A 19,471-nucleotide genomic window follows, 5' to 3' on the forward strand; every position below is an offset into this window, starting at 1 on the left:
ATCCGTCAATGAGTGACATCATCCTCATGATGCCCTAACCGCCATATCCGCTCGGCATGCCTACCGAGCAACCATAAACTGATGCCCAGCAGCAAGAAGAAAATGGTCTTGGGCATCGCGTCCCAAAAGAACTCAAAAAAGCGGGTATAGAGGTTGATGGCGAGGAATGTCAGGCCAAAACCCCGCAGCATGGCATCATCTCGTTTTAACCCTAGCCAGATAGCCACACCAGCCGCGATCGCAAACAAGAAGCTCCAATGAAGCAGCTCAATTTGGCGCACCTGATACCAATGGTCTATATCGCCGTAATTGCCAAAAATAGACAGCAACCACAGGGCGATAAACAAGTAAAGCAGCCCCATTGCCTGTGAGACTCGATCTAGCCGGCGAGCCGCCAGTTGCGGTTGCAATGCCAGTGCCGAGGCACAAATCAGCAAACCGAAGGCAATAAAGCGAATAGGGTAGCTCATGCCCAGCCAGTAAGCGCCCCAGCCAGACAGATAGCCAGTTTCTGCACCAAAGGCATTTCCCAACGAGAGTAAGGCAAACAGCCATACCAGGGGTGAGCGGCCAAACCAGCCAACCAGCGCGTAGATGACCGTGCCGAGCAGCAATAGCACCGAGACTCGGCCACTGCCATTATCCAGCCACATACCAAGTTGAGCGATGGCGGCGGCAGTCATAATCACGCCAAGAAATAATACCGCTTCATTACTATAGATCTTGCTGGCGTCTTGCCGACGGCGGTAAAAGCCCCAGCCGTAAAAAGCGGCGGCCAACAGGCCAGTAACCACCACTCGCACTGGCGGATCAAAGCGGAAGAACTGGCTAATCCAGGCTAATAAGAAGGTATCCGCCATTAAGCTGCCAATAGCGATGACCAGTGACGCCAATGCCGCAAGAAAGGCATAACCCGCTAGTCGCCGCCAGTCAAAAGGCTGGACATCAATATTGGCCAATAGGCGCTGATGTTCTTCCTGCTCAATGACCCCTTCATTGGCCCAGCCATTGAGGGCTTTGCGCACAATAGCGGCATTCTTTTTACTGAGTTTCATTTGTCTGGCTTCCCTTAGCACGAATGATTGCTGTCCTGTCGAAACATTAGCTGATCATTATGTGCTGAGCTACTTTATATTGGTTAGACGCGGCGAGGGCTGTGTATAATGCACGCCGCAAAAGTGCCAGAGAGGTTAATGTGTCTACTGATAATAATTTGTCTTCTGAATGTAATTCGCCAACTGAATACAGTGATGAGTACTGGATGCAGCGAGCGTTGGCGTTAGCATTGCGCGCGCAAGAAGAGGGCGAAGTGCCGGTAGGGGCAATATTAGTGCTGGATAATCAGGTGATTGGCGAAGGTTGGAACCGGCCGATTCGTGATAATGACCCAACTGCACATGCGGAAATCATGGCACTACGTCAGGGTGGGCAGGCAGTACAAAATTATCGCCTGATAGATGCCACTTTATACGTCACGCTGGAACCTTGCGTGATGTGTGCCGGGGCCATGGTGCATAGCCGGATTCGCCGCTTAGTGTATGGCGCGAATGATCTGAAAACCGGTGCAGCCGGATCACTGGTGGATATCTTGCGCCATCCCGGGATGAATCATCAGATAGAGGTCTGCTCAGGGGTGCTAGCTGAAGCCTGCTCCCACCAGTTGAGCGCCTTCTTCCGCCAGCGCCGTGAACAGCAAAAAGCCTTGAAACGCGCCGTCACCGACAGTAAATGACTTAATTATTGATTGACCAGCCCGGCCCAACCACCGGGTAAGCTTTGCCCAGCTCAGCTTCAATCGCGGCATGTTGGGCAGCTTTCTTCTCTTTTTCCTGCAAGTATCCCACTAAACTGACCTGATAACGGCGAATGTTCTCGACATAGTTATAGGCTTCATGACCGCGAGCATAGCCATAAGTGGTGCTTGGGTAGTAGCGCTTTTGGCTCAACATCGGCAGCCGCATTTTGACATCGACCCAGCTATCTGGATTGCCATTCTGATTTTTGGTCAATCGACGGGCATCCAGCATGTGGCCATAACCGAGGTTATACGCCGCCAATGCGAACCAGATTCGCTCATCTTCCGGGATGGTATCCGGTACTTTCTGCATCAGGCGCTGCAAATAAACCGAGCCGCCTTTAATGCTCTCTTCTGGATCAACCCGATCTTTAACCCCCAGCCCACTGGCGGTGGCGCGGGTTAACATCATCAAACCTCGAACCCCGGTGGGTGAGGTTGCTTGCGGGTTCCAATGGGATTCCTGATAAGCAATCGCGGCCAGTAACTTCCAGTCAATTTCGCCCGCATGTTTTTCAAACAGGTGCTGGAAAGTGGGCAATACGTTATCGATGGCCGACAGGAAAGTTTTGGTATCGACATAATCAAAGCTGCCGACATGGCCCAGATACTTCTCCTCCAGACGCGCCAAACTGCCGTCTTCTACCATTTGGCTGTAGAAGTCGAGCATCGCCGCATACAGGCTGTCATCATTGCCTTGTGGGAAATACCAAGTCACTGGCTCTTCATCCGTGACGTCAAAAGCCACCGCCAATTGTGGATGGATACGTTGCAGCAGGGCAATAGTGACGGAGTCGCCAAGGGTATAGTCGAGCTTACCGTCGGCAACTTGCTCCAGTAGCTCTTTCCCGGAGCGGTCAATGGACGACCCCCAGTTAAGATCCGGATATTTGGTCTGTTTAAGCTGCTTCAATGTGGTCATATGGGCAGAACCAGAGGCCACAATCAACTGGCCTTTTAAATCACTGAATGATTTTGGTCGCGGTTGACCCAGTCGGTACACCAATTGCTGCGATACCGAATAGTAGGCAGGGCCGGTGCGCGCCCGGTTCAGGCGTTCACTATTATAAATCAGCCCGGCGGCCAGCATGTCAGCATCATCGCTATCTAAAGCATCAAACAAATCATTAATATTATGCTGTGGGGTCATCACCAGCTTAACCCCTAGATAGTCAGCAAAACGTTTTGCCAGCTCATAGTCGAGACCGGAAGGGCCATCCTTTCCGGTAGAGTAAATTAGCGGTGAACTTATTGTGCTAACTCGCAGTTCACCACGGGCTTTTATGCGGTCCAGTTGCCCCTCTTGGCCATTGCGCCAAGGAATATTGGGCCACAGCGCGAGGGCCAGAAGCATGGCAACTACACCGATAACAAAGTAATTTAATTTTATGCGCGTCAAATAGTTATCTCTCGGCAGCGCTCTTTATATGTGTGTCGTAAAGCAGAAATCGACATGGTTAAATCCCCAGTGGAGTGGCATTTTGCGCAACAAATCGTCAGTGTGCAACTTTATTGCGTGCTTATTTATCCGCTATTCAACGTATATCTCTGACAGAGGTTTCTTACGCAATTATTAATAATAGATACGCAAACGGTTTCGTCGGCGGCTTAGATTCACTATAATGGCGCGCGTTTTCCCCTGTTGCGCCCAATGAAGTGCTGTTCCAGTCGCTTCGAAGACGAGAGAAACTTAGATTATGGAAATACTGCGTGGTTCGCCCGCTTTGTCGGCTTTTCGCATTACCAAACTGCTGTCCCGTTGCCAGGACGCTAACCTGCCGGTTGATGATATTTACGCCGAATATGTTCACTTTGCCGATGTCAGCGCCCCACTGAGTGCTGATGAACACGCCAGACTCCAGCGGCTGCTTCAATATGGGCCATCTCTCCCTGAACATGCGCCACAAGGACGTTTATTACTGGTGACGCCAAGACCGGGGACAATTTCTCCGTGGTCGTCCAAAGCGACGGATATCGCGCACAACTGTGCTTTGCCACAGGTTCTGCGCTTGGAGCGCGGTCTGGCTTTCTATATCCAAGGCCCGAGCCTGAATGACAGCCAATGGCAACAATTATCGGCACTGCTGCATGACCGCATGATGGAAACGGTATTCACCGACTTGCAACAAGCTGAGCAACTGTTCTCTCATCACCAGCCCGCCCCGGTACAACGGGTGGATATTTTGGCTCAAGGTCGCAGTGCACTGGAGCAGGCCAACGCTAAATTGGGTCTGGCACTGGCACCGGATGAAATCGATTATCTGCTGGCAGCCTTTACTGGCCTTGGGCGCAACCCAACAGATATCGAGCTGTATATGTTTGCTCAGGCCAACTCTGAGCATTGCCGCCATAAGATTTTTAATGCGGATTGGATAATTGACGGTGTGGCTCAGCCTAAGACACTGTTTAAAATGATTAAAAATACCTTTGAACACACACCGGATTACGTGTTGTCTGCTTATAAAGACAATGCGGCGGTGATGGAAGGTTCTCAGGTTGGGCGCTTCTTTGCGGCACCAGAAAACGGTGTTTATGGCTACCATCAGGAAGCGGCACATATCCTGATGAAAGTTGAAACCCATAACCATCCAACGGCGATTTCACCGTGGCCGGGTGCTGCTACTGGTTCTGGTGGTGAAATTCGTGATGAGGGTGCCACCGGGCGTGGTGCTAAACCTAAAGCTGGCTTGGTGGGCTTCTCGGTTTCTAACTTGCGTATCCCGGGTTTTGAACAGCCATGGGAAGAGAATTTCGGCAAGCCAGATCGCATTGTTACTGCGCTGGATATCATGACCGAAGGCCCATTGGGCGGCGCGGCATTTAATAACGAATTTGGTCGTCCGGCGCTGCTGGGCTACTTCCGTACCTATGAAGAGCGCGTCAACAGCCATAACGGCACTGAGTTACGTGGCTACCATAAGCCCATCATGCTGGCCGGTGGGATAGGTAATATCCGCGCTGACCATGTGCAAAAAGGCGAGATAGTTGTCGGTGCCAAACTGGTGGTGCTTGGTGGCCCGGCGATGAATATCGGTTTGGGCGGCGGTGCTGCCTCTTCTATGGCCTCTGGTCAATCCGATGCGGATCTGGATTTTGCTTCGGTACAGCGCGATAACCCAGAAATGGAACGTCGTTGTCAGGAAGTGATCGACCGCTGCTGGCAGTTAGGTGACCACAACCCGATTCTGTTTATTCATGACGTCGGCGCGGGCGGCTTATCTAATGCCATGCCGGAGTTGGTCAGCGATGGTGGCCGTGGTGGTCGCTTTGAGCTACGCGACATCCTTAACGACGAGCCGGGCATGAGCCCGCTGGAAGTGTGGTGTAACGAATCTCAGGAACGTTATGTTCTGGCGGTTGCCCCGGCGCAGATGGCACAATTTGATGAAATTTGCCGCCGTGAACGCGCGCCATATGCAGTTATCGGTGAAGCTACCGAAGAGAAGCATCTGACCCTGAATGACCGTCATTTCGACAATCAGCCAATTGATATGCCGCTGGATGTGCTGTTAGGCAAAACCCCGAAAATGCTGCGTGATGTGACCCGCCTTCAGGCTCAGGGTGAGGCGCTGCAACGGGCTGAAATCAGCATTGCCGATGCCGTAAAACGTGTTATGCATCTGCCAGCGGTGGCGGAGAAAACCTTCTTGATCACCATTGGTGACCGTACTGTAACGGGCATGGTGACCCGGGATCAGATGGTCGGCCCATGGCAGATTCCGGTGGCTGACTGTGCCGTAACCAGTGCCAGTCTGGACAGTTACTATGGCGAAGCGATGTCATTGGGCGAACGTGCGCCAGTGGCCTTGCTGGACTTCGCTGCCTCTGCCCGTCTGGCGGTGGGTGAAGCACTGACGAATATTGCCGCGACCCAAATTGGTGAACTCAAGCGCATTAAACTGTCGGCTAACTGGATGTCCGCCGCTGGGCATCCGGGTGAAGATGCTGGCTTATATGAAGCAGTACGTGCCGTGGGTGAAGAGTTATGTCCGGCGCTGGAAATTACCATCCCGGTGGGCAAAGACTCTATGTCGATGAAAACCCGCTGGCAGGAAGGTGACGAGCAGCGCGAAATGACCTCGCCGTTATCATTGGTGATTACTGCTTTTGCTCGTGTCGAAGATGTCCGTCATACCGTCACACCGCAATTACGTACTGATAAGGGTGATAACGCGCTGCTGCTGATTGATTTAGGCGCAGGCCACAATGCCCTGGGTGCGACGGCACTGACTCAGGTTTATCGTCAGCTCGGGGATAAACCGGCTGATGTGCGCGATGTGCAGCAATTGGCCGGTTTCTTCAATGCGATGCAGCGCTTAGTGGCGGATCAGGCACTGTTGGCTTATCACGACCGCTCTGATGGTGGTTTGTTGGTGACACTGGCGGAAATGGCCTTTGCTGGTCATTGTGGTGTGCAGGCAGATATTCACGTCTTGGGCGATGATGCTCTGGCGGCGCTGTTTAACGAAGAGCTGGGTGCGGTGATTCAGGTGCGTGCCGAGCAACAAGCTGCGGTAGAAAAAGTTCTGGCAGATCATGGTTTGGCAAACTGTGTTCACTATCTGGGCCGTGCTGTTGCGGGTGATACCTTTGATATCCGCAGTGGCATTGAGATGGTATACAGCGAAAAACGCAGCACTCTGCGCTTGTGGTGGGCTGAAACCACTTGGCAGATGCAGCGCCTGCGCGATAACCCTGACTGCGCCGATCAGGAGCATCAAGCCAAACAGGATGAACGTGATCCTGGTTTAAATGTGAAACTGACCTTTGATCCGGCTGAAGATATTGCCGCACCTTATATCATCAAGCAGGCGCGACCAAAAGTGGCGGTGCTGCGTGAACAAGGGGTTAACTCCCATGTTGAGATGGCTGCTGCCTTCCACCGTGCCGGTTTTGATGCGATTGATGTGCATATGAGTGACTTGCTGGCGGGGCGCACAGACTTGCAATCCTTCCAGACTTTAGTGGCGTGTGGCGGTTTCTCTTATGGCGACGTACTGGGTGCCGGTGAAGGTTGGGCGAAGTCCATTCTGTTCAATAACCGCGTGCGCGATGAGTTCGAAGCTTTCTTCCATCGTCCTGAAACTCTGGCGCTGGGGGTTTGTAACGGTTGCCAGATGATGTCTAATCTGCGTGAGCTTATCCCCGGTGCTGAGCACTGGCCACGTTTTGTCCGTAACCTGTCCGATCGCTTTGAAGCGCGTTTCAGTCTGGTTGAAGTGGCCAATAGCCCATCACTGTTTATGCAGGATATGGCCGGTTCCCGTATGCCAATTGCTGTTTCACATGGTGAAGGGCGCGTGGAAGTGCGTGACGCGGCGCATTTGGCGACATTAGAACAGAGCAATTTGGTGGCATTGCGCTTTGTGAATAACCAAGGCGTGGTTACCGAGCAATACCCAGCTAACCCGAATGGTTCAGCGCAGGGTATTACGGCGGTGACCAGTGCCAGCGGCCGCGCAACGGTTATGATGCCGCATCCTGAACGAGTCTTCCGTACGGTGAGTAATTCATGGCACCCGGAAGAGTGGGGCGAAGATAGCCCGTGGATGCGTATGTTCCGTAATGCACGTAAGCAATTGGGTTAATGAATAAGAGGGGGCATTGCGCCCCCTTATTTTTACACGGCAATTTATCTATTTATGGAATAACTATGGTGTGCGTTATTTCTTTTATCTTTTTATTATTATCAGCCAATTCAATAATAACTTGATAAGTGCCAGGTTGGGTGCTGGTCATTTTTAATGTTATAACCTTCTTGCTATTATTAATAAATCCAGCGGTATTAACTATTTCAATATTGTTACTGTTGAGGATGTAGGTATTGTAATTTAATATTTCTTCGGATTCTATTGAGAAGGAAATGTTATATTCTGCTGCTTCTTGATTATAATATGAGTCCGTAAATACAATATCAAAATCAGGGAAGCTACTATAGCTAATCAAATGGTTCTCCTTTGGGTTTGCAGCCATAGTCAGCGCGCGGGCTATCTGATATGTGAAGGTATTATATATCTTGGTGCTACTATGAAAGTTATCAAGGCTGGATGATGCCAAAGGAGAGAAAAGGATAAAACTGGAAAACAGTAGGGATGCAATATTTATCATTGTTATATTCCTTGGTATAACAGCGTGATATTAACGGGAGTAATCCTCACCTGTCGTATTTGTTAATGTCATATAATAGGTTTTATCCGCGAGCTGATGGTTTGTATCGAGTGATGTAATGACTAATCGATAATCCCCAGCAGAAAAATCATTTAATGGTAACGTCATTCCCTTCGAGCGATTATTAATAAGTGTCGTGGTTTGTGCTTTCTCATTGTCATATTGATCGTAGATATAGGCGGTGATTAATAAATGGCTTTGTGTTGTTACCGTCATGGGAACTTCCCCCTGGCTATTTTCGAGCCAATAATTGGTTTGAATTCCATGCACAGAAAAATTATCAGTAGCAGAGTCCTGACCGATCAATATGAGTTTGACGGGGTGATGGCCAAGGAGGGACGCGGGGGCAAAGAAACTTGTCAGCAGCGCGCAGATCAAAGTGATATAGCTGATTTGCATATGAGTACCTTCCTAATAATAGGTCAGTGAAATTCTGTGGCAGATACCGTTGAATCGCTTCTCTAGGCATGAGCCATTGTCGATGCTTTGCGTTCTGTACTTTGGTGATCGATTCATCAGTTACCAGAGCCAGGTAATGAGCGTGACTCATTTGTGAGGGTGATTAAATCTCATAATTTATAACGTGATAATTATTTAAACAGGCATCAGTGGTGTGACGAAGGGGTTGATAAGGAGAGAAGATATTGGCGGTAATGCAGTCTGTTTTTTTAGTAATTATTTGATTTTAAAATGATTAAACTAATGTGTCGGGAAATCGCGACAATAGGGATGTAGGTTGTCTCAAAAAGGAGACATTTAACATATTGATTTTTATCTATTTTATTTTAATGGATATTGAGTGTCGGGTAATAGCGACAAAAGCGGGTTTGATCACTCGATTTGACTAATACAATCACAATAATAATTTACTATTAAATATTATTTTCGTTTAAAATCATTGCGTTAAGTTATTTTTATAAAACTTGGCACGCTACCTGCATTATCTCTAACAGTTGCTCATTCACTTTTTATGATAGTCCCGCCGTAAAGCGGAATATGCGCTTCATAAGCCACCGAATGATGCCTAAGACTGGTACCTATCGTCCACCTAAATCGATATCGTGTGAATGCACCTTATCAAACATCGGACGACACGTTGAGTGAGGTGCCGCCTATGTCCTACTGTGATGAATGGTTCATCAATTTTGGACATGTCTGGATGCTATTCGTCTCATCCTCCCGATGATTGCCTCGGCTTCATCAAACTGGAGACGATGTTTAAGGGCATCCACATATTCTGCGACGGGGCAATTTATTGCCCCGTTGTCACATCTGATGACTGTTAAAGTCAGTTATTTTACACTAGATAACGCTCCCATTTTCGCTGCAACTTATTATAAAAGCAGGTCTGATGATGATTCTGACGATAATGGAAAAGGCGCATTAATTAAAAGCACTTCGCTCAACGCTAAGTGCTTTTTTTTTATCTCTACTCTGGGTATGACGGCGTTAATTGGATAACAGGCATTGTAATCCTGACAAAGTCAGTTAGCATCACAACAGAATGATAGGTAATGAGATGATTTCGTTGAAAAGATGGCGTTTGTTTCCTCGGTCTTTACGTCAATTGGTGCTCATGGCGTTTCTGTTGGTGCTGCTTCCTTTATTGGTGCTGGCATACCAGGCTTATCAAAGTCTTGACCACCTAAGTACTCAAGCGGCTGATATTAACCGCACTACGCTGGCTGATGCCCGGCGCAGTGAGGCGATGACCAGTGTGGCGCTCGAAATGGAGCGCAGTTATCGTCAATACTGCGTATTAGATGATGCAACACTGGCAAAGCTCTATCAGCATCAGCGCAAACAGTATGCCCAGATGCTTGACACCCATGCGCCTATCCTGCCCGACGCCCGTTATTACCAGACTCTACGTGAGCTGTTGACTCAACTTTCTGATATTCAATGTAAAAATAGTGGCCCAGAACAGAATGCTTCTGTCTTGTTAGAGCAATTTTCCCGCTCAAATGCCGAAATGGTACAAGCCACTCGTGACGTTATCTTCTCTCGGGGTCAGCAATTACAGAAAGATATCGCCGAACGGGGGCAATTCTTTGGCTGGCAATCCCTATTGCTGTTTTTGGTCAGTGTGCTGCTGGTGGTGCTATTCACTCGGATGATTATCGGGCCAGTTAAAGGCATTGAACGAATGATTAATCGTCTGGGAGAAGGACGGCCACTGGGGAATACCGCCTTGTTTAAAGGGCCGCGAGAGTTACGTTCATTGGCGCAACGTATAATTTGGCTCAGCGAACGTTTAGCTTGGTTAGAATCACAGCGCCATGAGTTTTTGCGCCATATTTCGCATGAGTTGAAAACGCCATTAGCCAGTATGCGCGAAGGAACCGAATTGTTAGCCGATGAGGTTGCTGGGCCATTGACCCAAGATCAAAAAGAGGTGGTCGCTATCCTTGATAACAGCAGCCGCCATCTACAATTATTAATTGAGCAATTATTGGACTATAACCGGAAATTGGCCGATGGCCCCGGTGAACTTGAAAATGTTGAATTGGTCGAGATGGTTGAAGATGTGATTGCGGCCCACAGTCTGCCCGCGCGAGCAAAGATGATTCGTACCGAGACGGATCTTGCGGCGGACATTTGTTGGGCAGATCCGACCTTATTGATGCGAGTATTAGACAATCTCTACTCCAATGCGGTGCACTATGGCGAGGAATCCGGTACCATTTGGATTCGTAGCCGTCAGGTGAATAACCGCGTGCAAATTGATATCGCTAATACTGGGGCGTCGATCCCGGTATCAGAAGAAACCATGATATTTGAGCCTTTTTTCCAGGGAAGTCATCAGCGAAAAGGGGCTGTCAAAGGCAGCGGGTTGGGGTTGAGTATTGCGCAGGACTGTATCAAACGTATGCAAGGTGACTTGCAATTGGTGTCCGTGGATTATGCCCCCGTCTGTTTCCGTATTGAATTGCCATTAACCGCCGAGAATGAATAAATAATGTACAAATGGTCTATGGGCAGCATGATTAAAAAGACCGCCTTTTTAACCTCACCAACCTCAACTGCGGCGGCAATGCCAGCGGGCGGGTTGGGTTCGAGTATTTTTTGGCGAGCTTTATTGCTGGCCCCTCTATTACTGACAGGGTGTACTGCTAATCCGACCGCTGGCCGCTTTTCACAGGCGGTTCAAATGGTGATCCCGGAAACGAAAATCGTCGATTATCGAACGTTATCCTGTGATGTACTGTGGGATCTTGATGATAAAGAGACACTTGAAAACTCCCTTTACTGGTTGCGGGCAATGGATTGTGCTGAGCGCCTGGGTTCCACCCAAGCGCGGGCGTTAGCGAAAACGTTACCGGTAGTGACATGGTCAGCCGCCTTTAAGCAAGGCATTCTGCTGAGCAGCTCGGAGCCGTCTATTGCAGAGCGCCGTCAGGTAGTTGAGCGGATGAACAGCTATAGCCAAAGCTTCCCCGGCGCGGTACGCCCACTGATTCAGCTCTGGCGTGAGCAGCAGGTGCTGCGTATCTCTCTGGCAGAAGAGCGCACGCGGTACCAGCGCTTGCAAGAGGAGTCAGACGGGCAGATTGATAGGCTGCGGGAAAGTCAGGTCCGCTTGCAATACAACTTGCTGGATACCACCCGTAAGTTAGAAAACCTAACGGATATTGAACGCCAGCTTTCATCGCGTAAGCAGCTACAAAATGAAATTCCTGAGACTGATGCCGATAGTAAAGCCGCAGCATCAGTGGTGCCGAAACCTGTCGAGGCCAAACCTCAGCCAAAGGTCGAGCCAGCTAAACCTGCTGAAGTTAAACCGGCAGAAAGCAAGCCGATAGAAAGCAAGCCGGCAGAAACTAAACCAGCTGAAACTAAGCCTGTTGAAAGTCAACCCGCTGAGGCTAAACCAGCTGAAACTAAGCCAGTCGAGGCCAAGCCAGTAGAAGCCAAACCTGTTGAGAATAAGCCCGCAGAACCTCAGGTAGAGAGTAAACCTGCGCCGCAATCGGTAGAAAAACCGGCTGATACTTATACACCGCCAGTCGTACCGCCAACTGACGTCCCACCTGCGACTAATAAGGAATCTCATGACGCCACGCAAACCGGCCAATCTACTGCTGGTTGATGACGACCCCAGCTTACTTAAGTTGCTGGGGATGCGTTTAACCAGTGAAGGTTTTAATGTCACCACCGCAGAAAGCGGGCAGGAAGCATTGCGTCTGTTAATGCGTGAGAAGATTGATCTGGTTATCAGTGACTTGCGAATGGATGAAATGGACGGCATGGCGCTGTTTGCTGAAATCCAGAAGCATCAACCGGGTATGCCCGTAATTATTCTGACTGCTCACGGCTCAATCCCGGATGCCGTCGCTGCCACTCAGCAGGGGGTGTTCAGCTTCCTGACTAAACCGGTGGATCGCGATGCTTTATATAAAGCTATCGATGCAGCTTTGGAGCTTTCTATTCCTGCTGGTGATGATACCTGGCGTGAAGAGATTGTAACCCGCAGCCCGGTGATGTTGCGCTTGCTGGAGCAGGCTAAAATGGTGGCACAATCTGATGTCAGTGTGCTGATTAACGGGCAAAGTGGCACCGGGAAAGAGGTGTTGGCGCAAGCTATTCATGCCGCCAGCCCGCGGGCAAAAAAAGCGTTTATCGCGATAAACTGTGGTGCATTACCTGAACAGTTGCTGGAATCAGAACTCTTTGGTCATGCCAAGGGGGCGTTTACCGGGGCAGTGAGCAGCCGTGAAGGGCTATTTCAGGCCGCCGAAGGTGGCACACTGTTTTTGGATGAAATCGGTGATATGCCGCTGTCTTTGCAGGTAAAACTGCTGCGAGTATTGCAGGAACGCAAAGTGCGCCCATTGGGCAGCAACCGTGATTTAAGTATTGATGTGCGGGTGATTTCAGCCACTCACCGCGACTTGCCAAAAGCGATGGCCAAGAATGAATTCCGTGAAGATCTCTACTATCGTTTGAATGTAGTGAATCTAAAAATTCCGGCGCTACATGAGCGCTCAGAGGATATTCCGCTGTTGGCTAACCATTTGTTACGTGAATCAGCCAAACGCCATAAGCCTTTTGTCCGTAGCTTCTCAACAGACGCCATGAAGCGGCTGATGACCGCCAGCTGGCCAGGTAACGTGCGCCAGTTGGTGAACGTAATTGAACAATGTGTGGCATTAACCTCAGCCCCGGTTATCAGTGAAGCGCTGGTTGAACAGGCGCTGGAAGGGGAAAACACCGCATTACCGACCTTTGTAGAGGCACGTAATCAATTCGAGTTGAATTATTTGCGTAAACTCCTGCAAATCACCAAAGGCAATGTGACTCAGGCGGCGCGGATGGCCGGGCGTAACCGGACCGAATTTTACAAGCTATTGTCGCGCCATGAGCTAGATGCTAATGATTTTAAAGAATAATAACGGTTAGTGGCTGGCAAAGTGAGTTACTGACAAAAGTTTTTCCTGATATACCCAGTAGATTTCAAGATACAGGTAACACCTCTACAGCTTGAAAGATGATGGGTATAAAACTGAAGCAGAGTTTAAATACAAATGAGCAGAAAACTTTCCATTGCACTAGCCCAGCTAAATTGGTTGGTCGGCGATATCGAAGGCAACACTGAACGTATGTTGCAAACCTTACATGAGCAGCAGAAGGCGGGAGCCTCACTGGTCATGTTCTCTGAGCTGGCTCTGTCTGGGTATCCGCCCGAAGATCTGCTGTATCGTGATGATTTCTATCAACGCTGCGAAGCACAATTGGATCGTTTACAGGCGGCAGCGCAGCAAACGGCGGTGTTGGTCGGTCATCCATGGCGTGAGGCGGGTAATCTCTATAATGCACTGTCGCTGTTTGCTGATGGCAAATTGCAAGCGCGCTATTTCAAGCAGCAACTCCCCAACTACGGCGTATTTGACGAGAAGCGCTATTTCTCAGCTGGCCATGACACCTGCGTGGTAGAGCTAAAAGGCTACCGTCTGGGCCTGCTTATTTGTGAAGATCTCTGGTTCGATGGCCCGGTTGATGCGGCTAAAGCGGCTGGCGCAGAAATAGTGTTGTCGATCAATGCTTCGCCTTATAATCGTGAAAAGCCTTATATCCGCAAAACCTTGATGGCGGCTCATTGCCAGCGTACCGGCTTGCCATTGGTGTATCTCAACCAGATTGGCGGGCAGGATGAGCTGATTTTTGACGGCTGTTCCAAAGTGTTTGATGCTGCTGGCAATATGACTCATCGTCTGGCGGCCTTTGCTGAACAAACCGCCTTGGTGCAATTCAATGAGTGTGAAGTGGTGCCGATGATGGCACCAGCCGCAGAGTTACCACCACTGGCGCAAGTGTATGAAGCGCTGGTATTGGCGGTGCGTGATTATGTCACTAAGAATGGCTTTAATGGCGCGGTATTGGGGCTTTCCGGCGGGATTGACTCGGCACTCACACTGGCGATTGCTGTGGATGCGTTAGGTAAAGATAAGGTCCAGGCATTGATGATGCCGTTCCGTTACACCGCAGATATCAGTATTGCTGATGCCAAAGAAGAAGCTGAAATTCTGGGGATTGAATTTGATGTGCTCTCCATCGAGCCGATGTTTGATGCCTTTATGGGCCAATTGTCGCCGATGTTTGCGGGTACTGCGCGCGATACTACAGAAGAAAACCTACAAGCGCGCTGCCGTGGTGTGGTGTTGATGGCCTTGTCGAACAAGCGCCGCAGCATTGTATTAACCACCGGTAACAAAAGCGAAATGGCCGTAGGCTATGCCACACTGTACGGTGATATGGCTGGTGGTTTTGATGTCCTGAAAGATGTGCCCAAGACGCTGGTATTCAAATTATCAGAATATCGCAATACCGTTTCATATGTGATTCCGCAACGGGTTATCACCCGTCCACCATCAGCGGAGCTGGCACCGGATCAGAAAGATGAGGATAGCCTGCCACCTTATGATATTTTGGACGCCATTCTCGAAGGGTATGTCGAGCAGGATAAGTCAGTTGCAGATTTGGTTGCTGACGGTTTTGATGAAACTATCGTGCGTAAAGTCATCCGCCTGGTAGATATCAATGAATACAAACGGCGTCAGTCAGCTGTTGGGCCGCGTATCACCGCCCGCAATTTTGGCAAAGATAGACGCTATCCGATTACATCAGGCTTTGGCCGCAAGAATTGGTAAAAACAGGGATTCACCATGAAAAAAATTGACGCGATTATTAAGCCATTCAAACTCGATGATGTCCGTGAGGCACTGGCTGAAGTCGGTATCACCGGGATGACGGTAACAGAAGTTAAAGGTTTTGGCCGCCAGAAAGGGCATACCGAGCTGTACCGTGGTGCTGAGTATATGGTGGATTTCCTGCCAAAAGTGAAAATTGAGATTGTTGTTGCTGACGATATCGTCGATACCTGTGTAGAAGCGATTATGCAAACTGCCCAGACCGGTAAAATTGGCGACGGTAAAATCTTTGTCTTTGATGTTTCACGCGTAGTACGTATTCGTACTGGTGAGCAGGACGAAGAAGCGATTTAATTGCTATCTGTCATGCAGTAAAAAGCCCGTTTCGTTTTGCGACGAACGGGCTTTTTAGCTTATGTTTCTATAACTTCTTGATATCCCAAACTTCTTGATATCCCTGCGACGGCAGATTGGCGGGATTAGGCGGGAACAAATAGCCCCAACCAATAGAACAGGTTAAGCACCACACCGGCGATAATCACCGCCACCACAGGTGCGGCAATCTTCATCACTGGGCGGCCAATAGCTTCGTTGAGGAAATACAGGGCTGTGGTGATAGTGAAACCGGTATAACCGGCCATTTTGATCGAGGCAAAAATAGCCCCGATTAACAGCGCATATTCCATCAACAAGTTCATGGCGTTACGAATATTGTCGGAGGCATTACGCACCGAAGGGAAGCGGCCCAGCCACTTGCCGATTGAGCGCAACATCAATACTTCCAGCGATATTACAACCGCTCCAATTATCCCTGCCAGCAATGGGTTAGGGACCAAATAACCGACCACAAACACAAAGGTGAAGCCAGCAACCGCATAGACACCCGTCGCCAGCGCGGTGGTGGCTATCAGGGGCACAAAGCCGAGGCCACGCATAAACTCGGCCAATGATGCTTGGTGGATCAAAGCTAATGACTCTTCTGGTGTGATACCCGGCGCATAGGCTTTGGCCAGTGTGTAAATCGACACTTCACTGCCGCCGAAGATTTTCATACTCGCGACGGCAGAAATTAACCCGCCGACAATTGCCAGCATGGGTAGGTTTTTAATTATTCGTTGGGTTCGCTCTTCGAAAACAGAGTGCCCGCCACCACCTCCCAGGTGGGTTTTGGCCCGTAAATCTTGTGCGATGGCGATACCGATCAGCAGGATCATACCGACAAAAATTTCAATAGATTCAGGGAATAGGCCGGTGAAACGGGTGATAATTAGGCGGGTTAGCAGCACGATAAAGGCGGAAACAACCGCGGTTTTCCAGCCAAATTGATAGAAAATAGCCACCAGAGGGAACAGGGCAAAGGCGGAAATTACCGGGCTGCTTAGCTCCCCCAGTGAGCCAATAAAGTTCACCGGCAATGAGGTTAAGGCGGTGTTGACGGCGGGCAAGCTGGTAAGAGCCAAAATACCCCAGGCGGCACCTAGCGCGAAGGCCAGATAGCTATTGATCGCCAATACGCCAATGATGTCTGTCGGCAGGAACAGTAACCAAGAGTTAAGCAAGCCGGTGGAGAGAGTAAATGAGATACCGACGGAGGCAATAAAGCCGACACTCAGGCCGAAAGCGATACTGCCGGCTTCACGGCGGCTCATATTACCTTCAACCAATTGCGGAAGAATAGGGCGAATACCGTCATGGAACACGGCGACAGAACGGTGAGAAAGCAGCGCGGTCATCCCTGTCAGCAGGGCAACCACAACAATATGAATATAATCCACGGTGGTCCCCTTAGCGCAGTTGCGTAATCAGCAGTGGGATGGCATGTTCAATATGTTCGACCGACAAGCCAAAGGCTACTTTGCCCTCAGCGACAAACTTTTCTATCTGCTCAGGTTTTGCTTTGATGCCAGGCTTGGCAATAGTGGCACTTTTGTTATAGCCAATAATTGCGATAGCCATTGATAATGCCGCTCCAGCACCGGTATTACAGGCACCGATATAATAATCCAATTGGCCTTCTTTGACTTTTAGGGCGGCATCCATATCCGAGAGAATAAAAGTCTCGAAAGTATTCGGTGCCGTCTGCTCAATCATTTCGCGTATTAACTCTCGTTGCAGCCCGGCAATGCCAATCTTCTTCATAATCACTTTCCTTGCGTCTTGAAAAATTTATTAGGATTGTGGCGCAACATCATTTCCACCTGATCGTGGGAAATCCCTGCGGCCAGTAACATGGGAACAAACGAATCAACTAAATAGCTAAATCCACTGCCGCCATTGGCTTTTAAATGTGAGCGACGGGTGATATCCATCGACAGCATAACCCTATCTAATAACCCATGTTCGGCGAGGGTAACTAACATGGCGACACGGCGCTCATCCGGGAAATAGCTATTTTTACCAATGGTGTCGAATTGGACATATACGCCCATATCGATCATTTTCATAATAAGGTCTGGCTGTTCTTTCAGGTCACAATGGCCGATAACCACCCGATCCAGTGGGACCGCATACTGTTTGAGCAGGGCTATTTGTTGCAACCCCATAGTACTGAAACTGGTATGGGTAGAAATGGCAAGGCCAGTTGCATGGTGAGCCAGCGCTGCGGCATGAAAGACTTTTGCTTCATCAGGGGTAACCACACCCTCACTGGTACCAATTTCAGCAATAACACCGGCTTTTAGCTCAGTTCCATCAATACCAATCTCAATCTCATCAATCATGGTCTGCGCTAATTGTTGCGCGCTACTCTCGCGCACCATCGGCGGATAGAAACTGTCGGTGTAATATCCGGTTGAAGCGATAACGTTTATGCCACTGTCGCGCATCAAATTCAATAAAAACTGAGGGTTGCGCCCCATGTATCGATTGGTGACTTCGACGATATTCGCCACACCTTTGCCCACTAATTCACGCATTTCGTCGCAAATGGGTTGATATTGGTCCAAGCGACAGTCCAGATTATTTTTAAATCCGGACAAATCAATATGCAGATGTTCGTGGGCGTAGGTATATCCATTGGGATTGATCATCGGGCAGGCTCCGAAGCAAGTCAGTCATTATACGGAAGATTGATTCTATTAGTATCGCTTACTATTCTGGCAGTTTATTGCCCTGACTATCATAGCGACCCATTATGCGCGGGTTTCCACTTTGGATGCCATCAATCAAAACCACGTCACTGCGAGTAACAAATATTTGGGTACGGAAACTCATGATAACCGGGCTGCCGACCGGGAACTGTCCTGCGAGTCGCAGGCAATAATCGATACTGTCATCATCAATCGGTAATATCGTGCTTTGGCTAAATTGGTTATCGTGCCAAATCAATGCATTCTGTAAATGGCCGCGACGATAATGGCCGCCACCAAATAAATAACTGTTAGCCGCAAAATGATGGGAAATCTCGGACAGATAAAGCATGGATATCTGTTCTGGTTGGTCACCATGCTGATTGGCAGGAATGGTACCGGTGAGGGCATGGCCCGGCTCACTGTGTGTCACCCCCCATTGAGCCAATTGAGGCAGGGTGGTGCAACTGGTTGCTGAGGGGGCATTCACCTGCTCAATACTCACCCCCTGTGCCTGTAAAATATTCCGCGCGGCCAGTAGAGTATGCATGTTGGCTGTTGGCGAAGTCCGCTGTGACTGGGAGTCATATAGCATGCAGGGAAAATGTGTTATCCCGACTAATCGTACCGCCGGCATCTCTCTCAAAGCTGCAATCACTGCGGGTAGCTGGCTTAATTCAAAACCAGCTTCCTGCCCGGCATATAATAAGTCGCCAGATTGGCAAACTTTCAGCATGAGTGGCTGGATAATATGCTGACGATGGGCGGCCTGCGATATTTCCAGTGCCTTTTCTAATGAGAAAACAGTAATGACTTCAGGTCGTTGGCGAACAACTTCGTCCACCATGCCAGAAGGTGGTTGGACCAAATGCCCAATATGAGCAACAGGAATGGCGTGGCGATAAAGCTGGCGCGCTTCTTTAAAATCAACGGCTACCATGCCCTGATAGCGCTGGTCCTGATATTGGCAAGCCAGCAGGCGGCGGCATAACTCCGGGTTTCGCCCGAATTGCTTACTCATCAAATACAGTTTTATCTGGTAACGACTTGCTGTTTCAAGCAGCAGGCGAGCATTCGCTTCTGTCTGTTCAACATCAATGACATAGCTATCAGGAGAAATTTTCCCCTGGTGCCAAAAAGAAATAGCCGCATCAATTAATTGAGTATTTTGTTTTAACAGGGTTTTTAAAAACATTTTATGTCCTGATTGTCCACGGCATCACAGATTTAATTAAATTATCATTATTTTGAATATTTATTATAAAAGTGCCCTGATGCTATATTTTCTATAA

At 49.2% G+C, this 19,471-nt stretch carries 15 protein-coding genes; 7 read left to right on the forward strand and 8 right to left on the reverse strand.

Annotated features, from left to right (window positions below; genetic code table 11):
• Nucleotides 1-5 precede the first annotated feature (5 nt).
• A complete protein-coding gene (locus tag FTA96_RS05280; RefSeq protein WP_050122990.1) occupies nucleotides 6-1,055 on the reverse strand; it encodes a DUF2339 domain-containing protein in 1,050 nt (349 codons plus the stop codon).
• Between the two features lie 101 nt (nucleotides 1,056-1,156).
• Here FTA96_RS05280 and tadA point away from each other — a divergent pair, with 101 nt between their 5' ends.
• Nucleotides 1,157-1,732, forward strand: coding sequence for a tRNA adenosine(34) deaminase TadA (gene tadA, locus FTA96_RS05285; protein WP_050122988.1), 576 nt, complete (start codon nucleotides 1,157-1,159; stop codon nucleotides 1,730-1,732).
• Between the two features lies 1 nt (nucleotide 1,733).
• Here the strand turns inward: tadA and mltF are convergent, their stop codons facing one another.
• Nucleotides 1,734-3,194 carry a membrane-bound lytic murein transglycosylase MltF gene (gene mltF / locus FTA96_RS05290; RefSeq protein WP_050122986.1) on the reverse strand — a complete coding sequence of 487 codons (1,461 nt, stop codon included), beginning with the start codon at nucleotides 3,192-3,194 and terminating at the stop codon, nucleotides 1,734-1,736.
• A 298-nt stretch (nucleotides 3,195-3,492) separates the two neighbouring features.
• Between mltF and purL the strand changes: the two genes are divergently transcribed.
• A complete protein-coding gene (gene purL / locus FTA96_RS05295; RefSeq protein ID WP_145573300.1) occupies nucleotides 3,493-7,383 on the forward strand; it encodes a phosphoribosylformylglycinamidine synthase in 3,891 nt (1,296 codons plus the stop codon).
• A 52-nt stretch (nucleotides 7,384-7,435) separates the two neighbouring features.
• Here purL and FTA96_RS05300 read toward each other — a convergent pair whose 3' ends face one another.
• Both FTA96_RS05300 and FTA96_RS05305 read right to left on the reverse strand, forming a co-directional pair.
• Nucleotides 7,436-7,903, reverse strand: a complete 468-nt coding sequence (locus tag FTA96_RS05300; RefSeq protein WP_050122982.1) for a hypothetical protein — start codon at nucleotides 7,901-7,903, stop codon at nucleotides 7,436-7,438.
• Between the two features lie 30 nt (nucleotides 7,904-7,933).
• Entirely contained in the window at nucleotides 7,934-8,362 is a 429-nt protein-coding gene (locus FTA96_RS05305; protein WP_050122981.1) for a hypothetical protein, read from the reverse strand.
• Nucleotides 8,363-9,482: 1,120 nt separating this feature from the next.
• Between FTA96_RS05305 and FTA96_RS05310 the strand changes: the two genes are divergently transcribed.
• The 5 genes from FTA96_RS05310 (at nucleotide 9,483) to glnB (ending at nucleotide 15,465) form a co-directional block, all read left to right on the forward strand.
• Nucleotides 9,483-10,919, forward strand: a complete 1,437-nt coding sequence (locus tag FTA96_RS05310; protein ID WP_050108079.1) for a sensor histidine kinase — start codon at nucleotides 9,483-9,485, stop codon at nucleotides 10,917-10,919.
• A gap of 78 nt (nucleotides 10,920-10,997) precedes the next feature.
• A complete protein-coding gene (qseG, locus tag FTA96_RS05315; RefSeq protein ID WP_145573377.1) occupies nucleotides 10,998-12,053 on the forward strand; it encodes a two-component system QseEF-associated lipoprotein QseG in 1,056 nt (351 codons plus the stop codon).
• A complete protein-coding gene (glrR, locus tag FTA96_RS05320) occupies nucleotides 12,016-13,353 on the forward strand; it encodes a two-component system response regulator GlrR (protein ID WP_050108075.1) in 1,338 nt (445 codons plus the stop codon). The genes qseG and glrR overlap by 38 nt, the downstream gene beginning before the upstream one ends.
• A gap of 135 nt (nucleotides 13,354-13,488) precedes the next feature.
• A complete protein-coding gene (locus FTA96_RS05325; protein ID WP_050108067.1) occupies nucleotides 13,489-15,111 on the forward strand; it encodes an NAD+ synthase in 1,623 nt (540 codons plus the stop codon).
• 15 nt (nucleotides 15,112-15,126) lie between these two features.
• Complete coding sequence (gene glnB, locus FTA96_RS05330) at nucleotides 15,127-15,465, forward strand: nitrogen regulatory protein P-II (protein WP_002231018.1); 339 nt, start codon at nucleotides 15,127-15,129, stop codon at nucleotides 15,463-15,465.
• 125 nt (nucleotides 15,466-15,590) lie between these two features.
• On the opposite strand, the gene FTA96_RS05335 is transcribed toward glnB, so the two are convergent.
• From FTA96_RS05335 to FTA96_RS05350, 4 genes are all read right to left on the reverse strand, one after another.
• Complete coding sequence (locus tag FTA96_RS05335; RefSeq protein WP_072077873.1) at nucleotides 15,591-16,886, reverse strand: YhfT family protein; 1,296 nt, start codon at nucleotides 16,884-16,886, stop codon at nucleotides 15,591-15,593.
• Nucleotides 16,887-16,896: 10 nt separating this feature from the next.
• Entirely contained in the window at nucleotides 16,897-17,250 is a 354-nt protein-coding gene (locus tag FTA96_RS05340; protein WP_050108064.1) for a DUF2620 domain-containing protein, read from the reverse strand.
• A 2-nt stretch (nucleotides 17,251-17,252) separates the two neighbouring features.
• The gene (locus tag FTA96_RS05345; RefSeq protein WP_050122974.1) at nucleotides 17,253-18,140 is read right to left on the reverse strand and encodes a phosphotriesterase-related protein; all 888 of its coding nucleotides are present in this window, start codon (nucleotides 18,138-18,140) and stop codon (nucleotides 17,253-17,255) included.
• Between the two features lie 61 nt (nucleotides 18,141-18,201).
• On the reverse strand, nucleotides 18,202-19,374 hold the full coding sequence (locus tag FTA96_RS05350; protein WP_050108060.1) for a YhfX family PLP-dependent enzyme: 1,173 nt from the start codon (nucleotides 19,372-19,374) through the stop codon (nucleotides 18,202-18,204).
• Nucleotides 19,375-19,471: the final 97 nt, after the last annotated feature.

The sequence above is a fragment of the Yersinia alsatica genome, from assembly GCF_902170305.1.
Classification (GTDB): Bacteria; Pseudomonadota; Gammaproteobacteria; order Enterobacterales; family Enterobacteriaceae; genus Yersinia; species Yersinia alsatica.

Bases quoted from the DNA above. Each gene is read 5' to 3' on its own strand.
- FTA96_RS05280 (WP_050122990.1), bottom strand. From the start codon at position 1,055: ATGAAACTCAGTAAAAAGAATGCCGCTATTGTGCGCAAAGCCCTCAAT.
- purL (WP_145573300.1), top strand. From the start codon at position 3,493: ATGGAAATACTGCGTGGTTCGCCCGCTTTGTCGGCTTTTCGCATTACC.
- FTA96_RS05300 (WP_050122982.1), bottom strand. From the start codon at position 7,903: ATGATAAATATTGCATCCCTACTGTTTTCCAGTTTTATCCTTTTCTCT.
- FTA96_RS05305 (WP_050122981.1), bottom strand. From the start codon at position 8,362: ATGCAAATCAGCTATATCACTTTGATCTGCGCGCTGCTGACAAGTTTC.
- FTA96_RS05310 (WP_050108079.1), top strand. From the start codon at position 9,483: ATGATTTCGTTGAAAAGATGGCGTTTGTTTCCTCGGTCTTTACGTCAA.
- qseG (WP_145573377.1), top strand. From the start codon at position 10,998: ATGCCAGCGGGCGGGTTGGGTTCGAGTATTTTTTGGCGAGCTTTATTG.
- glrR (WP_050108075.1), top strand. From the start codon at position 12,016: ATGACGCCACGCAAACCGGCCAATCTACTGCTGGTTGATGACGACCCC.
- FTA96_RS05325 (WP_050108067.1), top strand. From the start codon at position 13,489: ATGAGCAGAAAACTTTCCATTGCACTAGCCCAGCTAAATTGGTTGGTC.
- glnB (WP_002231018.1), top strand. From the start codon at position 15,127: ATGAAAAAAATTGACGCGATTATTAAGCCATTCAAACTCGATGATGTC.
- FTA96_RS05340 (WP_050108064.1), bottom strand. From the start codon at position 17,250: ATGAAGAAGATTGGCATTGCCGGGCTGCAACGAGAGTTAATACGCGAA.
- FTA96_RS05345 (WP_050122974.1), bottom strand. From the start codon at position 18,140: ATGATCAATCCCAATGGATATACCTACGCCCACGAACATCTGCATATT.
- FTA96_RS05350 (WP_050108060.1), bottom strand. From the start codon at position 19,374: ATGTTTTTAAAAACCCTGTTAAAACAAAATACTCAATTAATTGATGCG.